The 16,450-nt window shown below is 72.2% G+C and carries 13 protein-coding genes; 7 read left to right on the plus strand and 6 right to left on the minus strand.

Annotated elements, in window-relative coordinates:
• Positions 1-113 precede the first annotated feature (113 nt).
• The 5 genes from dxr to ACWDLG_RS37255 all read left to right on the plus strand — a co-directional run bounded on the left by dxr (position 114) and on the right by ACWDLG_RS37255 (position 7,353).
• The gene (dxr, locus tag ACWDLG_RS37235; protein ID WP_449929142.1) at positions 114-1,283 is read left to right on the plus strand and encodes a 1-deoxy-D-xylulose-5-phosphate reductoisomerase; all 1,170 of its coding nucleotides are present in this window, start codon (positions 114-116) and stop codon (positions 1,281-1,283) included.
• A gap of 44 nt (positions 1,284-1,327) precedes the next feature.
• A complete protein-coding gene (gene ispG / locus ACWDLG_RS37240; protein WP_354917899.1) occupies positions 1,328-2,497 on the plus strand; it encodes a flavodoxin-dependent (E)-4-hydroxy-3-methylbut-2-enyl-diphosphate synthase in 1,170 nt (389 codons plus the stop codon).
• A gap of 859 nt (positions 2,498-3,356) precedes the next feature.
• Positions 3,357-4,760 carry an MFS transporter gene (locus ACWDLG_RS37245; protein WP_449929145.1) on the plus strand — a complete coding sequence of 468 codons (1,404 nt, stop codon included), beginning with the start codon at positions 3,357-3,359 and terminating at the stop codon, positions 4,758-4,760.
• An 82-nt stretch (positions 4,761-4,842) separates the two neighbouring features.
• Positions 4,843-6,459: an alpha/beta hydrolase gene (locus tag ACWDLG_RS37250; RefSeq protein ID WP_449929147.1), complete on the plus strand. Its 1,617-nt coding sequence runs from the start codon at positions 4,843-4,845 to the stop codon at positions 6,457-6,459.
• A 51-nt stretch (positions 6,460-6,510) separates the two neighbouring features.
• Positions 6,511-7,353 carry a GNAT family N-acetyltransferase gene (locus tag ACWDLG_RS37255; RefSeq protein ID WP_449929272.1) on the plus strand — a complete coding sequence of 281 codons (843 nt, stop codon included), beginning with the start codon at positions 6,511-6,513 and terminating at the stop codon, positions 7,351-7,353.
• Here ACWDLG_RS37255 and ACWDLG_RS37260 read toward each other — a convergent pair.
• Complete coding sequence (locus ACWDLG_RS37260) at positions 7,350-7,712, minus strand: ArsR/SmtB family transcription factor (protein ID WP_354917907.1); 363 nt, start codon at positions 7,710-7,712, stop codon at positions 7,350-7,352. The two genes, ACWDLG_RS37255 and ACWDLG_RS37260, sit on opposite strands and share 4 nt — an antisense overlap.
• A gap of 92 nt (positions 7,713-7,804) precedes the next feature.
• Here ACWDLG_RS37260 and ACWDLG_RS37265 point away from each other — a divergent pair, with 92 nt between their 5' ends.
• Entirely contained in the window at positions 7,805-8,803 is a 999-nt protein-coding gene (locus ACWDLG_RS37265; protein WP_449929149.1) for a zinc-dependent alcohol dehydrogenase family protein, read from the plus strand.
• Between the two features lie 149 nt (positions 8,804-8,952).
• On the opposite strand, the gene ACWDLG_RS37270 is transcribed toward ACWDLG_RS37265, so the two are convergent.
• The 4 genes from ACWDLG_RS37270 to ACWDLG_RS37285 form a co-directional block, all read right to left on the minus strand.
• Entirely contained in the window at positions 8,953-9,645 is a 693-nt protein-coding gene (locus ACWDLG_RS37270) for a DUF4097 family beta strand repeat-containing protein (protein WP_449929151.1), read from the minus strand.
• 167 nt (positions 9,646-9,812) lie between these two features.
• Positions 9,813-12,092, minus strand: a complete 2,280-nt coding sequence (locus ACWDLG_RS37275) for an ATP-binding cassette domain-containing protein (RefSeq protein ID WP_449929153.1) — start codon at positions 12,090-12,092, stop codon at positions 9,813-9,815.
• The gene (locus ACWDLG_RS37280) at positions 12,089-12,910 is read right to left on the minus strand and encodes an ABC transporter permease (RefSeq protein WP_449929155.1); all 822 of its coding nucleotides are present in this window, start codon (positions 12,908-12,910) and stop codon (positions 12,089-12,091) included. The genes ACWDLG_RS37275 and ACWDLG_RS37280 overlap by 4 nt, the downstream gene beginning before the upstream one ends.
• Positions 12,907-13,698, minus strand: a complete 792-nt coding sequence (locus tag ACWDLG_RS37285) for an ABC transporter ATP-binding protein (protein ID WP_449929157.1) — start codon at positions 13,696-13,698, stop codon at positions 12,907-12,909. Before ACWDLG_RS37285 ends, ACWDLG_RS37280 begins: the two co-directional genes overlap by 4 nt.
• A gap of 58 nt (positions 13,699-13,756) precedes the next feature.
• Between ACWDLG_RS37285 and ACWDLG_RS37290 the strand changes: the two genes are divergently transcribed.
• Positions 13,757-14,518 carry a TetR/AcrR family transcriptional regulator gene (locus ACWDLG_RS37290; protein ID WP_449929159.1) on the plus strand — a complete coding sequence of 254 codons (762 nt, stop codon included), beginning with the start codon at positions 13,757-13,759 and terminating at the stop codon, positions 14,516-14,518.
• A gap of 20 nt (positions 14,519-14,538) precedes the next feature.
• On the opposite strand, the gene ACWDLG_RS37295 is transcribed toward ACWDLG_RS37290, so the two are convergent.
• Complete coding sequence (locus tag ACWDLG_RS37295; protein ID WP_449929161.1) at positions 14,539-16,362, minus strand: glycoside hydrolase family 15 protein; 1,824 nt, start codon at positions 16,360-16,362, stop codon at positions 14,539-14,541.
• Positions 16,363-16,450 lie beyond the last annotated feature (88 nt).

The following is a 16,450-nucleotide window of genomic DNA, read 5'->3' on the forward strand; positions in this document are numbered from 1 at the left end:
CCAATATCCAGATTTCTCAAGATTTGCTCAGACGGATATAGCGTTATTCGGACATTTATTTACATGAATTCACCTGGTTAACGGGAGTTGCGGGCATGCGGAACAATGGGGCCGTGGACTCAGACCTCTCCCGCTCCGTGACCGTGCTCGGATCGACCGGATCCATCGGCACCCAGGCCCTCGACGTCATCGACCGCAACCCCGGGCGGTTCGGCGTCACCGCGCTGGCCGCGGGGGGAGGGCGGGTCGACCTGCTGATCGAGCAGGCCGTCCGGACCGGGGCCAAGACGGTCGCGGTGGCCGACGCGGCCGCCGTACCCGCTCTCAAGGAGGCGCTGCCGGGGGTCACGGTGCTCGGCGGGCCCGAAGGGGTCGCCGAGGTGGCGGCCATGGAGTCCGACGTCGTGCTGAACGGGATCACCGGCGCGCTCGGGCTGACCTCCACGCTGGCCGCGCTGGAGGCCGGCCGCACGCTCGCCCTGGCCAACAAGGAGTCACTGATCATCGGAGGGCCGCTGGTCAAGCGACTGGCCAAGCCGGGGCAGCTCCTGCCGGTCGACTCCGAGCACTCGGCGCTGCAGCAGAGCCTGTGGGCGGCGGCTCCGCCGGGAAGCGGCTACGACCCCGAGGTGGTCAGGCGGCTCGTCGTCACCGCCAGCGGCGGGCCGTTCCGCGGGCGCACGCGGTCGGAGCTGGCCGACGTGACGCCCGAGATGGCGATGGCGCACCCCACCTGGTCCATGGGGCCGGTGATCACGATCAACTCGGCCACCCTGGTCAACAAGGGCCTGGAGGTGATCGAGGCGCATCTGCTGTTCGACATCGGCTTCGACAGGATCGAGGTCGTCGTCCACCCGCAGTCGATCATCCACTCCATGGTGGAGTTCGTCGACGGCTCCACGATCGCCCAGGCCAGCCCGCCCGACATGCGGCTGCCCATCGCGCTGGCGCTCGGCCACCCCGGCCGTGTCGCGGGCGCCGCCCCGGCCGTCGACTGGACCAGGGCGCACACCTGGACCTTCGAGCCGCTCGACGACGAGGCCTTCCCCGCGGTCGCCCTCGCCAGGCACGTCGGCGCCGAGGGCGGCACCGCCCCGGCCGTCTACAACGCCGCCAACGAGGTGTGCGTCGAGGCTTTCCAGCAGGGCAGGCTCTCCTTCCTCGGGATCGTCGACACCGTCGCGAAGGTGGTCGAACGGCACGTCACGACGCCGGCCACATCCGTGGACGAAGTCCTCGCCGCTGACGCATGGGCGCGGAGTACCGCTAAAGGGATGTTCTGAACCACGGCACCGGCCGGTCCGTATCGCTGCCTAGACTGGGGGACGTGACTTCCGTAGCACTGGGCATTCCGTCGGTCCGTCCCAAGCCGCTGGCCGAGCGGCGCCACTCCCGCCAGATCATGGTCGGCAACGTGCCGGTGGGCGGCGACGCGCCGGTCTCGGTCCAGTCGATGACCACGACGGTGACGGCCGACATCAACGCCACCCTGCAGCAGATCGCCGAGCTGACCGCCTCAGGCTGCCAGATCGTGCGGGTCGCCGTGCCGTCCCAGGACGACGCCGACGCGCTGCCGATCATCGCGAAGAAGTCGCAGATCCCCGTCATCGCCGACATCCACTTCCAGCCGAAGTACGTCTTCGCCGCCATCGAGGCCGGCTGCGCGGCCGTCCGCGTCAACCCGGGCAACATCAAGAAGTTCGACGACAAGGTCGGCGAGATCGCCAGGGCGGCCAAGGACCACGGCGTGCCGATCCGCATCGGCGTCAACGCCGGCTCCCTCGACCCCCGCCTGCTCCAGAAGTACGGCAAGGCCACCCCCGAGGCGCTGGTGGAGTCCGCGCTGTGGGAGTGCTCGCTGTTCGAGGAGCACGACTTCCGCGACATCAAGATCTCGGTCAAGCACAACGACCCGGTCGTGATGATCAACGCCTACCGGCAGCTCGCCCGGCAGTGCGACTACCCGCTCCACCTCGGCGTCACCGAGGCGGGCCCCGCCTTCCAGGGCACCATCAAGTCCGCCGTGGCCTTCGGCGCGCTGCTGGCCGAAGGCATCGGCGACACCATCCGCGTCTCCCTGTCGGCCCCTCCCGTCGAGGAGGTCAAGGTCGGCACCCAGATCCTGGAGTCGCTCGGCCTGCGCGAGCGCGGCCTGGAGATCGTCTCCTGCCCGTCGTGCGGTCGCGCCCAGGTCGACGTCTACACCCTGGCCGAGCAGGTTCAGGCCGGGCTCGAGGGTCTGAAGGTGCCGCTGCGCGTCGCGGTCATGGGCTGCGTCGTCAACGGGCCCGGCGAGGCGCGCGAGGCCGACCTCGGCGTGGCCTCCGGCAACGGCAAGGGGCAGATCTTCGTGAAGGGAGAGGTCATCAAGACCGTCCCCGAGTCGCAGATCGTCGAGACGCTGATCGAGGAGGCGCTGCGCATCGCCGAGGACATGGGCGTGGAGGTCGACCTCGACGACGACGAAGACGCGGGCGTGCGGGTCACCGTCGGCTGACCTCCGGCGTTCCGCCCGCCGTACCGGTCGTACCCGCCATACCCGTCGTCCCGAGCTTGGCGTGCGGCGCGGCTGTGGTGCTTGAATCGCCGCGGGTGCGGCGCATGCCGCGACCGCGGGGCTTGGCGCGTGGCCAGGTACGGACGCCGCGACCGCAGAGCCTGAAGCGCGCCGCGACCGGTGTGGTCCATGCGCGGGGGAACGCCGTCGGGCCGCCCCGGCGGCTTGCTCCCGGCCACCTCGGGATGCCGGTCGGACGCCTGCCTCCGGCGCCCACGGGTCGGGCGGATGGAGGTGCCGCCCGGCGGGGCCGTTGCGCGGTTGGAAGCGCCGTCCGCAGGGTTGTCGCGCGGTTGGAGGTGCCGTCCGCTGGGCTGTCGGGCGGATGGAGGTGCCGTCCGTGGGGCCGTCGGGCGGATGGAGACGCCTCCCGGTGGGAGGAGGCGCCGCTCGGTGTCACGAAGGCCGGTGGCCGCCGCTCGGTGGCCACTACCGCGCGCCGGGTGCTGCCCGTGAGACCGGGTGTGGTGGGCCGGGTGCTGCCCGTAAGACTGGACGTCGCCTGCGAGGCGAGGCACGGCAGCAAGGCAGGGCGGGGCAGCAAGGCAGGGCGGGGCGAGGCGGCAGGGCGAGGCGGGGCGCTGGGGCGCCGGGGGTGTCGGGGGTGGCTTCGGTCCGCCGAAAAGGTTTTGACGCGCGACGCGATCATCGGTAGAGATGGACCGTGCCCATCTCGGACAGAGCCCGCCGCCTCTAGCGGCGGCGTCAACCCGTTTCTGAGCCGCCGCATCAGCCCGTCAGTTCGCCGGTGCGGCCGTCAATGCTGCCCCGGCTCCCTTCTTGATCTGCGGAGCGCGCGGTGCGCAAAACCCTTCTCATCATTCTTGTCTCTTTCCTCACCATCCCCCTGACGATCACCGGGGCCTCGGTCGCGTTGCCCGGCATCAGGGCCGAGCTGGGCGCGGGCCTGGCCGCGACCCAGTGGGTGGTCAACGGCTACAACGCCTGCTTCGCCGCTTTCCTGGTGTTCGCGGGCTCGCTGACGGACGTGCTCGGCAGGCGGCGCGTCTTCGCCTGCGGCGTGGCGCTGTTCGGCGTCAGCAGCCTGGCCGGGGCTCTGGCGGGCGACATCGTCGTCCTCAACCTGGTACGCGCCCTGGGCGGCATCGGCGCCGCGGCGGCCACGACCGGCGGCTCGTCGATCCTGGCCGCGGCCTTCGACGGCCGGGCGCGGGCGCGGGCCTTCGGCCTGCTGGGCACGGTGCTCGGCGCCGGGCTGGCCTTCGGGCCCACGGTCGGCGGGCTGCTGGTGGAGTGGCTGGGCTGGCGGGCGGTTTTCGCCGTGCCCGCGGCGATCTCCGCCGTCGTCCTGTCGCTGGTGCGCGTGCTGCCCAGGTTCGGTGGCGGCGAGGGCCGTACCGTCGACTGGCCGGGCGCGGCGCTGTTCACCACCTCGCTCCTGTTGCTGATCTTCGCCCTCGACGAGGGCCCCGCGCTGGGGTTCGGCAGCCCGCTCGTCGTCGGCGCTCTGGCGGCCGCGGTGCTGCTCGCCTCGCTGTTCGTGGTCGTGGAACGGCGTTCGGCCGACCCCATGGTCCAGCTCGACCTGCTGGCGGATCGCCGCTTCCTGGCGTTCGCGCTGGCGGCGGGGGCGCTCATGGGGATCCTGGTGCCGCTCGTGGTCTACCTGCCCTCCTACCTGATCTCCGTCGTCGGCGTGGAGCCCGGGCAGGCCGGGCTGTGGCTGCTGATGCTCACCGTCCCCGCCGTGGTGCTGCCCCCCGCCGGCGCGGCGCTGGCGCGGGCGTGGCCCGTGACGACCGTGGCGGCCTCCGTGGCGACCAGCGGCCTCGGCGCGCTGTTGATGGTCACCGTGGGACCTGACAGCGCGCCGGTGGGGATGCTGGCGCCGTTCGCGCTCGTCGGGGTCGGGGTCGGGCTGTCGAACGGCGTGCTGGACGGCCTGGCGATCGCGGAGCTGCCGCGCGAGCGGGTCGGCGCGGCAGCCGGGCTGTTCAACACGGCGCGGCTGGCGATCGAGACCGTGATGCTGGCGGGTGCCGGGGCGATGCTGGCCGCGCTCAGCGGCGGGCGGCTGGAGGGGGAGGCCTTCACCGGCGCGCTCCACACGGTGTGCCTGGCGCTGGCCTGTCTCGCCGCCGTCGCGACCGTCTGCGTGATCGTCCTGGCCCGCCCCGCGCGCTCCCCGGAGGCCGCGAGCCCCATGCGTACGGAGAGCAAGAAGAACGTTACAGGTTGGTAATCAATCCTGGATACACTGCGTGTTCGTCTGGTCGCTCACGGCATCATCGCTTCGTCCCATTGAGCAGAGGGAGTGCAGCCGGGTGAAGCGGGTTGTCGGGATCGGTGCGGTATTGGCGCTGCTGGCCACAGGAGTCAACGGTGCCGCGGACGCCCAGACGAGGGCGATCGCCGGCCAGGTGGTCTGGGGGCCGTGCGGGAAGCAGACCTCGGTCACCGACCGGGTGCTCGGCGGGGTGGGGATCACCCCGCCGGCGGCGGTCGAGCCGGAGCAGCCGGGTGTGGAGTGCGGGCAGGTCAGGGTGCCCCTCGACTACCGCGACCCGTACGGCCAGCACATCACGCTGGCGCTCAACCGGATCAAGGGCTCGGTCTCCCGCGACGCCAACCACCTCGGCGTCCTGCTGGTCAACCCCGGCGGGCCCGGCGCGTCGGGCCAGGACATGGCCAAGCACGTCGCCGCGAGCCTGCCGCCGCAGCTGGCCGGCCGCTTCGACGTCATCGGCTTCGACCCGCGCGGGGTGGGCAAGAGCGAGCCCGCGCTGCGCTGCGTGGACCCGGAGCGCTACTTCGCCGCGCCGCGCCCCGACCAGGTGCCGAGCGGGCCGGCCGCCGAGCAGGCGCTGCTCGGCAGGGCCAAGGACTACGCCGACCGCTGCGGCAACCTGTGGGCCTGGATGCTGCCGTACCTGACCACCGAGAACTCCGCGCGCGACCTCGACCGCATCAGGGCCGCGCTGGACGAGGACCGCATCAGCTACCTCGGCTACTCCTACGGCACCTACCTCGGCGCGGTCTACGCCACCCTGTTCCCCGGCAGGGTCAAGCGCCTGGTCCTCGACAGTTCGGTCGACCCCGGCGGCAACTGGTACCAGACCAACCTCGCCCAGAACACGGCGTTCGAGCGACGCCACCGCGACTTCCTGGACTGGACGGCCAGGCACAACAACGTCTACGGCCTGGGCCGCACGACGAGGCAGACCTCCTTCGCCTACTACTCCATGCGCCGGCGGCTGGCCGCCAGGCCCGCGGGCGGCGTGGTCGGCCCGAGCGAGCTCGACGACCTGTTCACCGTGGGCGGCTACGCCAACGCGGTCTGGCCGCAGCTGGCCGGGGCGTGGTCGCGTTACGTCCGGCAGGGCGACGTGCAGGACCTGGTCGCCGCCTGGCGCCAGCACGCCGTCCAGGACGCCGAGGACGAGAACTCCTACGCGGTCTACCTGGGCGTGCAGTGCCGCGACGCGGCGTGGCCACGCGACTGGTCCAGGTGGCACGCCGACATGACCAGGATGCACCGCGTCGCGCCCTTCATGACCTGGCCGAACGCCTGGTACAACGCGCCGTGCGCGTTCTGGGCCGAGCCGGGGGGCACGCCCGTCACCGTCAAGGCGGACCCCGCGCTGCCGCCGATCCTGATGCTCCAGTCGCGCCGCGACGCGGCCACGCCGTACGAGGGGGCCATGCACCTGCGGCGGCGCTTCCCCAGCGCCCGCATGGTCGTCGAGCCGGGCGGCAACCACGGCGTCTCGCTGGCCGGCAACAGCTGTGTCGACGCGCATCTGGTCCGCTACCTGCAGGACGGCACCCTCCCGGCGGCCGACACCTCCTGCCGGGGCCGCCCCGCGCCGGTCGTCACCAACCGCATGGCGGCGGAGGAGACCGCGCCGGCGCCGCTGCCGGGGCTGCTCGGCGTCCGATAGGTGCGCTGGTTCCTGTCAAAAGGGGGCAGGTCGCGTAGGCTGGCCGGTGTGATGCTGCGGACATCGGCGTCGCGCGTGCTCGATGACAGCGACAGGGACGAAGTGCTCGCACTTCTCGACACCGATCCTGTCGCGAACGTCTTCGTCGCCTCCAGGGTGCGGAGCGTCGGGTTGCACCCGACGCGCCTGGGCGGGCAGATGTGGGGGTTCGGGCCGCGTGGCGCGCTCACCTCGCTCTGCTACGCCGGAGCCAACCTCGTGCCGGTCAACGCCGGCCCCGAGGCCGTGCACGCCTTCGCCGAGCGGGCCCGCAAGCAGGGGCGCAGGTGCTCGTCGATCGTGGGCCCGGCCACCGCGGTCGAGATGTTGTGGGAGCGGCTGGAGCCGTACTGGGGGCAGGCCAGGGCGATCCGCTGGTCGCAGCCGGTGATGGCGACCTCCCAGAAGCCGCCGGTGCCCGCCGACCCGCTGGTACGGCGGGTGCGGCCCGAGGAGTTCGACATCCTGCTGCCGGCCTGCGTGGCGATGTTCACCGAGGAGGTGGGTGTCTCGCCCAACGGCGGCGACGGCGGCGCGCTCTACCGCACGCGGGTGGCCGAGCTGATCCGCATCGGCCGCTCCTATGCCCGCATCGACGACGGCGCGGTGGTCTTCAAGGCCGAGATCGGGGCGGTAACCCCGCAGGCGTGCCAGATCCAGGGCGTGTGGGTCAACCCCGCGCTGCGCGGTCACGGCCACGCCGTGGCGGGGATGGCGGCGGTGGTGGAGGCGGCGCTGTCCTGCTTCGCGCCGGTGGTGTCGCTCTACGTCAACGACTACAACCACGCGGCCCGGGCCGTCTACCGCAAGGTCGGCTTCCGCGAGGTCGACACCTTCATGTCCGTCCTGTTCTAGACGGCTCGCCCGCGGCCGGCGGCATCGTGCGCCGGTGGCGTGGCGGCGCGCTCGGCGGTGACGACGGCGTCGAGCAGGCCGGGGAAGGCCGCGCCGAACTCCTCGCGCCTCAGCGCGTTCATCCGCGAGGTGCCGACGTAGTACTGCCGGATGAGGCCGGCCTCGCGCAGGACCCGGAAGTGGTGCGTGGCCGTGGAATTGCTCACGCGCAGGTCGAACCCCCCGCACCGGACGTCGGTGGTGGCGTCGTGGAGCTGCGTGACGATGCTCCGCCGTACCGGGTCGACGAGGGCCTCGAGGACCTGCTGAAGCGTGATCGTCCGGACGTCGGGGTGCGGTGGGATGCGATCGTCTTCCATGCCCGTCATTGTACGACAGCCATCGAAGTTTGACAGCCGTCGTACTTCCAGGGTTGAGTGGACCATCGTTCCCACGGCGAAAGGATGGCGTGATGGCCAGGACGGTGCTGTTCCACGAGCTCGGCGGCCCCGAGGTGATGCGGCTGGAGGACGTGGAGGCCGGTGAGCCGGGTCCGGGCGAGGTGCGCATCCGGGTGGACGCGATCGGGCTGAACAGGGCCGAGGTGCTGTTCCGCACCGGCCACTACATCGAGCCGGTGCGGCGCTTCCCCGCCAGGCTGGGTTCCGAGGCCGCCGGCGTGATCGAGGCGGTCGGGGAGGGCGTCACCGGGTTCGCGCCGGGGCAGCCCGTCAGCACCGTGCCCGCCTTCTCGCAGAACGACTACGGCGTCTACGCCGAGCGGGCGATCGTGCCCGCGTCGGCGGTGGTGTCCCGCCCCGAGGGGCTGGGCGCGGTCGAGGGCGCGGCGGTGTGGATGCCGTACGTGACGGCCTACGGCGCGCTGGTGGAGGTCGGCGGGATGCGGCCCGGCGACACGGTCGTGCTGAACGCCGCGTCCAGCAGCGTGGGGCTGGCCGCCATCCACGTCGCCGAGCGTGTCGGCGCGACGCCGATCGCCCTCACCCGTACCGCCGCCAAGAAGGAGGCCCTGCTGAAGGAGGGCGCGGCGGAGGTGATCGTCACCGAGTCGGAGGACGCGGTCGAGCGGGTGCTGGCAGCCACCGGCGGCCGGGGCGCCGAGTTCGTCTTCGACGCCGTCGCCGGTCCCGGCGTGCGTGACCTGGCCAGGGTGGTCGCCGCCGACGGCACGCTCCTCGTGTACGGGGCGCTGAGCGGCGAGCCGACCCCCTATCCGGCGATCGAGCTCGGCATGCCTGCCGTGAACATGCGTACGTACACCATGCTCGAGACGGCCCGGCAGCCTGAGCGGATGCGCCGGGCGGCGGCCTTCGTGGCCTCCGGGCTGCGTTCGGGCGCCTTCCGGCCCGTCGTGGACCGTACCTTCGAGCTGGGCCAGATCGTCGAGGCCCACCGGTACCTGGAGTCGAACGCGCAGATCGGCAAGATCGTGGTGACCGTCGAGCACTGACCCGCGGCCGGAGCGGGGTTTCCGAGGGCGCCGACGGGCACGTGGGCCAGGTGTACCCCCTCGCCGGTCCCGCGCCGCCGCTGTCCGCCGGCCGGCGGCGGCACCCGTATCGCGCCGGGCGCCGTCGGCGGGCGGTGACCTGGCGCCCGCTACGGGGTGACGACCTCGACGTCGCCCGAGTCGCTGCGCATGTCGATCACCCGGGTGGCCGACGCGTCGGTCTCGGTGTTCACCTTCTTGTCCCCCGAGCCGGTCTTCGCCATGACCTTGTACGGCCCCTGCGGCACGCGCACCTCGGTCGTCCCTGAGTCCGTCGTCGTCTTGACCCGGTCGGGCTGCGCGGTGAACGCGAGGTTCAGGTCGCCCGAGTCGCTCTCGGCCGTCACGCGCTTGGCCGTCAGGTCGCTGGCCTCGATGGTGCCGGAGTCGCTGGTCGCCTCGACCTCGCCGGACAGCGCGCGCAGCGTCACGTCGCCCGAGTCGACCATGGCCTTGATCTTGAGGCCGCGCGGCACCTCGACCTCGTAGTCGACGTCGCAGCTGATGATCCCGACCGCGGGCGGGCAGGAGAACGTCAGCACCAGCGTGTCGCCCCGCACCGTGTGCGTGGCCGTCGGCTTGGTGTTACGCCACATGAGGGTCTCCGACACGTGGATGCCCTCGCGGTCGGACTCGGTCACCACCACGTTGCCCGCGTCGCCCTCGATCCTGACGCCTGACACCTTGTCGGTGACGTCGTAGGAGGAGTTCTCGCGCTGCTCGGCGCCCACGACGCCGCAGCCTGTCGTCAGCACGCCGAGGCCCAGCAGCCCCGCCATCACGATCATCTTTTTCGTCTTCACGGATCTTACGTTCCTACACCCGCGGGGACTCGCCTTCAGGGACGACCCTGAAACCACCCTGAGAGCCGGTGGGCCTCCCCCGAGGGGTGGCGGGCGCCCGGCCCGCCGGCTCGGCCCGCGGCCGCCGGGCGTGAGCCGGGTCACCCGGTCCCGGCCGCGCCCGGCCCTCAGACGAGACCGCTGGCCTCCAGGTGCCGGCGCAGGTGCTGGGCGGTGTGGGTCGAGGAGGTGGCGACCATGTCCCGCGGCGTGCCCTCGAAGACGATCCGGCCGCCGTCGTGCCCGGCCTCAGGCCCGAGGTCGATGATCCAGTCGGCGGCGCGGATCACGTCGAGGTTGTGCTCGATCACGACGACGGTCGAGCCGGAGTCCACCATCCGGTCGAGGAGGCCGACGAGCCGTTCGACGTCGGCGATGTGCAGCCCCGTCGTCGGCTCGTCGAGGATGATGGTCCGGCCGGGGGCGGCCAGCTCGGTGGCGAGCTTGAGCCGCTGGCGTTCCCCGCCGGACAGGGAGGTGAGCGGCTGGCCGAGGGTGAGGTAGCCGAGACCGACGGCGTCGAGGCGGTCGAGGACCTCCCTGACGGGTTTCTGGGTGAAGAAGGCCTGGGCGTCGTTGACGCTCATCTCGAAGACGTCGGCGATCGTGCGCCCGTTGACCGCGTGCCGCTGCGCCTCGGCCGTGAAGCGCCTGCCCCGGCAGGACTCGCAGCGGGTGGTGACGCCCTCCATGAACGCCAGGTCGGTGTAGATCAGACCGGTCCCCTCGCAGGCCGGGCACCCGCCGGTCGAGTTGGGGGTGAACAGGCCGACCGGCCGGCGGGTGGCCCTGGCGAAGATCTGGCGGACGGAGTCCAGCAGCCCGGTGAACGTCGCCGGGCTGGAGCGGCGGGAGCCGCGGATGGGCCGCTGGTCGATCACGACCGCGTCCGGCTCGGCGGCTGGCAGGTGGCCGAGGACGAGGCTGCTCTTGCCGGACCCGGCGACCCCCGTGACCACCGTCATGACGTCGCGCGGGACGCGCACGGTGACGTCGCGCAGGTTGTTCGAGCGGGCGTGCTCGATCACCGTCCAGCCGGTGGCCGGCCGCGGGTCGCCGCGCTTGGCCCGGTCGGCTCGCAGCCCCGCGCCGGTGGGGGTGTCGGCCCGGCGGAGCTCGGCGTAGGTGCCCTCGAAGACGACGCGGCCTCCCGCGGCCCCCGCTCCCGGCCCCATGTCGACGCAGTGGTCGGCGATCGCCATGACCTCGGGGGCGTGCTCGACGACGATCACCGTGTTGCCGCGGTCGCGCAGGGCGAGGAGCATCTCGCCGAGCGTGTCCACGTCGCGCGGGTGCAGGCCGACGGTGGGTTCGTCGAAGACGTACAGCATGTCGGTGAGGGCGCTGCCGAGATGGCGCACCATCTTGACGCGCTGCGACTCGCCGCCCGAGAGGGTCGAGGTGGCGCGGTCGAGACTGAGGTATCCCAGCCCCAGGGTGACCATGCGGCGCAGGTGCTCGCGCAGCACCGACAGCAGCGGCGCGACCTCGGGGCGGTCGACGGCGCCGATCGTCTCCAGCAGGTCGTCCACCTGCATCGCGTTGCAGTCGGCGATGGAGTGGCCGCCGATGAGGCTGGCCCGGGCGGGCGCGGCCAGGCGGGAGCCGTCGCACTCGGGGCAGCGGCGCCTGGCCACGATCCGCTCGAACGCCTCCCGCTGCGCCCCCTTGAACGACTCGGGTTCCCGTTGCAGGTAGATGCGGGAGAACCGGGACAGCACCCCTTCGTAGGCGGTGCCGACGGCGTCCATGCCCGCGGGCGGTTTCAGCGTGTCGGGGGGAGCGTGCAGGAGGATGTCGCGTTCCTCGGCGGTGTAGTCGCGGATCTTCTTGTCGACGTCGAAGAAGCCCGACCGGGCGTACGCCTTCCACATCCACTGGCCGGGCGCGAACGCCGGGAACGTGATCGCGCCCTCGGCCAGCGACCGGTCGTCGTCGACGAGCTCGGACTCGACGACCGTGGCGGCCACGCCCAGGCCCTGGCAGTTCGGGCACATGCCCGCCGGGTCGTTGAAGCTGTAGGCGTTGGAGTAGCCGGCCGGGGGCTCGCCGAGCCTGGAGAACAGCAGCCGCAGGCGGGCGCCGATGTCGGTCGCGGTGCCCACGGTGGAGCGGGGGCCGCCCGACAGCCGCTTCTGGTCCACGATGATCACCGCGGACAGGTTCTCCAGGTGGTCGACGTCGGGCTGGCCGTAGCTGGGCAGCCGCCCCTGCGCGAAGGCCGTGAAGGTCTCGTTGAGCTGCCGTCCGGACTCGGCCGCGAGCGTGTCGAAGACCAGCGACGACTTGCCCGATCCCGAGACGCCGGTGACGACGGTGAGCCGGCGCTTGGGGATGTCGACATCGACGTTCTTGAGGCTGTTCTCCCGCGCGCCGCGGACGCGGATCACCTCGTCGTAGGGGCTCATCGGCCCAGCCCCTTGAACGCGCGCACCGCCAGGGGCCCGAAGACCGCGGTGAGCAGGAGCGGCGCGGCCAGCGCGATGACGAGCGGGTGCCCGGCCGCCCACGTCAGCCCCGGCTGGTGGACACCGGTGAACAGCTCGCGGACGGCGGTCGCCGTGGCCGACAGCGGGTTCGCCTCGGCGATCGCGCCGAGCCAGACCGGCATCGTGACCGGCTGGACGAACACGGTCGACAGGAAGCCGATCGGCCAGGCCAGCAGCTGCGCGGCGCTCACCGCCTCCGGCGAGCCCACCGTCAGCCCGGCCCACACCCCCACCCACAGCAGGCCGAAGCGCAACCAGAGCAGCAGCCCGTAGGCGGCCAGGGCGGGCAGGACGCCGTTCTCCCACCGCCATCCGAGGGCCAGGCCGGCCAGCGTGATCACGACGACCTCCACGACCGAGGTCAGCATGTCGGCGAGCACGCGGCCGAGCAGGACCGAGCCCCGCGAGATGGGCATGGAGCGGAACCGGTCGGTCACCGTCTTGGCCGCGTCGGTCGTCACCGCGATCATCGTCGTCTCGACGCCGAACAGCATCGTGAACGCCAGGACACCCGGGATGACGAACAGGATGTAGCCCCCCGCGCTTCCCGCGATCGCGCCGCCGAGCAGGCCGCCCATCATGAGGATGACGAGCACGGGGAACAGCAGCTGGACCGCGAAGGCGGCCGGCCTGGCCCGCCAGTGCCTGATGGTACGGCCCGCCAGGATGGTCGCCTCGCGCCACAGGCGCGTCCGCACCGGCGCCGCCGTGGAGCCTGCCAGAGGGATGGTCGTCATGAGGGCGCTCCGGCGGGTGAGGTGGCGTACAGGTGGAGGTAGACGTCTTCGAGGGTCGGCGCGCGCAGCTCCATGCGGGGCTCGCCGACGAGCTTCTTGAGGTCTTCGGGCGTGCCCTGGGCGATGACCCTTCCCTCGCGCAGGATCACCACGTCGTCGGCCAGCGCGTCGGCCTCCTCGAGGTACTGGGTGGTCAGCAGGACGGTGGTGCCCGCCTGGGCGAGGGCGCGCACCGAGCTCCACAGGTCGCGCCGCGCCTGCGGGTCGAGGCCCGTGGTGGGCTCGTCGACGAAGAGCACGCTCGGCGTGGTGATGAGGGAGGTCACCAGGTCGAGGCGCCTGCGCATCCCGCCGGAGAAGGCGCCCACCGCTCGCCCGCCCGCCTCGGTCAGCCCCGCCTTGTCGAGCAGCTCGCCGGCCCGTGCGCGGGCGCGGCGCCGGTCCAGGCCCGCCAGCCTGCCGAACAGTTCGAGGTTCTCCCGGGCGCTCAGCAGCTCGTCCAGCGCCGCGTACTGGCCGACGAGCCCGATCGCGGCCCGCACCCGTGTCGCCGCCTTGTCCACGTCCCAGCCGGCGACGTGGACGGTGCCCGCGTCCGCCCTGGTCAGGGTGGCCAGGATCCTGACCATCGTGGTCTTGCCCGCGCCGTTGCCGCCGAGCAACGCGCAGATCCGGCCCGTCGCCACCGTGAGGTCGACGCCGTCGAGCGCGGGACGTTCGGTGCCGGGGAACCGCTTGCGCACCCCCTTCACCTGGATCGGGGTAGGAACGGTCATTTCGCTGTTCACGTGCCCTCCCATCGTTTCGGACAATGTATAGTACAGCGTAAACCGAAGGGAGTTGACGGTGGCGAAGAGAGCCGAGCGGCCGGGAGACCCGATCAAGCTGATCGGGCTGCTGTGGCGGCCCGCCGAGGCGGTGAGCCGATCAGGGCTCACCCCCAAACGCATCACGGACGCCGCGATCGCCGTGGCCGACCAGGAGGGGCTCGACGCGCTCACCATCCGCAGGGTGGCCGGCGACCTCGGCGTCAGCCCGATGGCCCTCTACCCCTACATCGCGGGCCGCTCGGAACTCATCGAGCTCATGCTCGACGCCGTCGCCGCGGCGGTCTACGCCGAGGGACCGCCGCCCGCGCAGGCCGGACCGTGGCGAGCCAGGGCCGAGCGCATCGCGCAGGCCAACTGGGACCACCACATGGCCCATCCGTGGACGGTGGAGGCCGCGCCCGGCCGTCCGGTGCCAGGCCCCGGGGTGTCCGGCAAGTACGAGGCCGAGCTTTCGGCCCTCGACGGGCTGGGGCTGAGCGACATCGAGATGGACCGGGCGCTCACGGCGATCCTCGGGCTGGTCTCCAGCGCGGCACGCTGGGTGATCTCGCTGCGGCGCATCAGGGAGGAGAGCGCGCTCACCGACGTGCAGTGGTGGGAAGGCGTCGCCCCCGCCCTGGCCGCGGCGACGGCGGGCACCTCCTATCCGGTCGCGCGGCGGGTCTCGACGAGCCTCGGCGAGGCCACCGGCATGGCCAGCGACCCCGAAGGCGCCTTCCGCTTCGGGCTGGACATGCTGCTGGACGGCCTGGCCCGGCAGATCGACGCCCGCCCCTAGCCGCGAGGCGCACGGCGGCCCTACTGGTGCGCGCGGTCGAGCTCCTCGTCCAGGGCCATGGCCGCGGCGACGAGCGCCAGATGGGTGAAGGCCTGCGGGAAGTTGCCGAGCTGCTCGCCCGACGGGCCGATCTCCTCGGCGAACAGGCCGACGTGGTTGGCGTAGGTGAGCATCTTGTCGAAGGCGTAGCGGGCCTGCCGCAGCCGCCCTGAGCGGGCCAGGGCCTCCACGTAGAGGAAGCTGCACAGGTTGAAGGTGCCCTCCGAGCCGCGCAGCCCGTCAGGGGAGGCGGCCGGGTCGTAGCGGTAGACGAGGCTGTCGCTGACCAGCTCCCTGTCCATGGCGTCGAGAGTGCTCAGCCAGTCGGGGTCACGGGGATCGAGGAACCCGACGCGCGGCATGAGCAGGAGCGAGGCGTCCAGGACGTCGGTGGCGTAGTGCTGGACGAACGCCCGCCGGTCCGCGTTCCAGCCGCGCGTGACGATCTGGTCGAAGACGGCGTCGCGGGCGTTCAGCCAGCGGGCCAGGCCGGCCGGGCGGGAGTGCGTGGTGGCCATGCGGATGCCGCGGTCGAAGGCGACCCACGTCATCAGGCGGCTGAAGGTGAACTCCTGCTGCCCGCCGCGGGTCTCCCAGATCCCCTCGTCGGGGCGGTCCCAGTTGTCGGACAGCCAGTCGAGCAGCCCCGCGAGGGCCTGCCAGCCGCGGATGCCCCCCACGTTACGGGTCTGCGCCAGGGCGTCGGCGGCCTCGCCGTAGATGTCGAGCTGGATCTGGCCGGCGGCGGCGTTGCCGGCCCGGACCGGCGCCGACTTCCGGTAGCCCTCCAGGTGGGGCAGGATCTCCTCGGTCAGGTGCGGGTCGCCGTCGATCCGATACATGATCTGCAGCGGCTCGCCCGAGGTGGTGCCGCCGTCGAGCAGACGGTCACGCAGCCACCGGCGGAAGGCGTGGGCCTCCTCGACGAAGCCGAGGTCGATCAGCGCCCTGACCGACAGAGAGGCGTCACGGACCCAGGTGTAGCGGTAGTCCCAGTTGCGCTCGCCGCCGATCTGCTCGGGCAGGCCCATGGTGGCCGCGGCGATCGGCGCGCCGGTGGGCGCGTAGGTGAGCAGCTTGAGAGTGATCGCCGCCCGGTTCACCATGTCCTGCCAGCGGCCGCGGTAGCGCGACGCGCGCAGCCAGCCGAGCCAGAAGCCCGTGCAGGCCTCGAAACTGCGAAGGACGTCGTCGCCGGTCAGCGGGGTCGTGGGCCGGCCGCTGCGGTCGCTCGTCAGCGTGATGGCGACCACGTCGCCGGCCTGGAGGGTGAAGCGGGCGGTGACGTCGTTGCCGTCCGGATGCAGGGTGAGAGGGAAGCTGGCCTGCAGGTGGAGGTCCGTGCCAGGACCGTGGAAGAGAGCCGACCCGTCGTCGAGGAAGGCGAGGGTGTGCTGCGCCCGGCCGTAGTCGAAGCGGGGACGGCAGACCAGCTCGAAGGGCAGACTGCCGCGAACCATCCGGATCGCCCGCACCAGGCGGTGCCGGTCGGACGGGGTGGCGGAGGTGTCCGGCTCCATGAAGTCGGCGACCTCCCCGACCCCGCCGGGCGCCATGAAGCGGGTGACCAGGACCGCGGTGTCCGGCAGATAGAGCTGCCGGACCGTCGCCTCGGAGACGCCGTCCAGGTCGGCGGCGAGCCGGCAGTGCCCCCCGCGATCGCTGTCCAGGATGGAGGCGAACAGGCTCGGGGAGTCGAAGCGGGGCGTGCACCACCAGTCGATGGTGCCCGTGCCGGAGACGAGGGCGGCGGTTTGCAGATCCCCGACTATGCCGTGGTCCGCGATCGGCGGGTAGTCGTTCATGGGCACCTCCGGCGCTGTCGAGCGCACCGATCGGCCACCGCTGGGGGACGGAGCAGTCTTTCTTCAACGGTAACGCTCCGGCGACCCG

The sequence above is a fragment of the Nonomuraea sp. NPDC003727 genome (assembly GCF_053586935.1).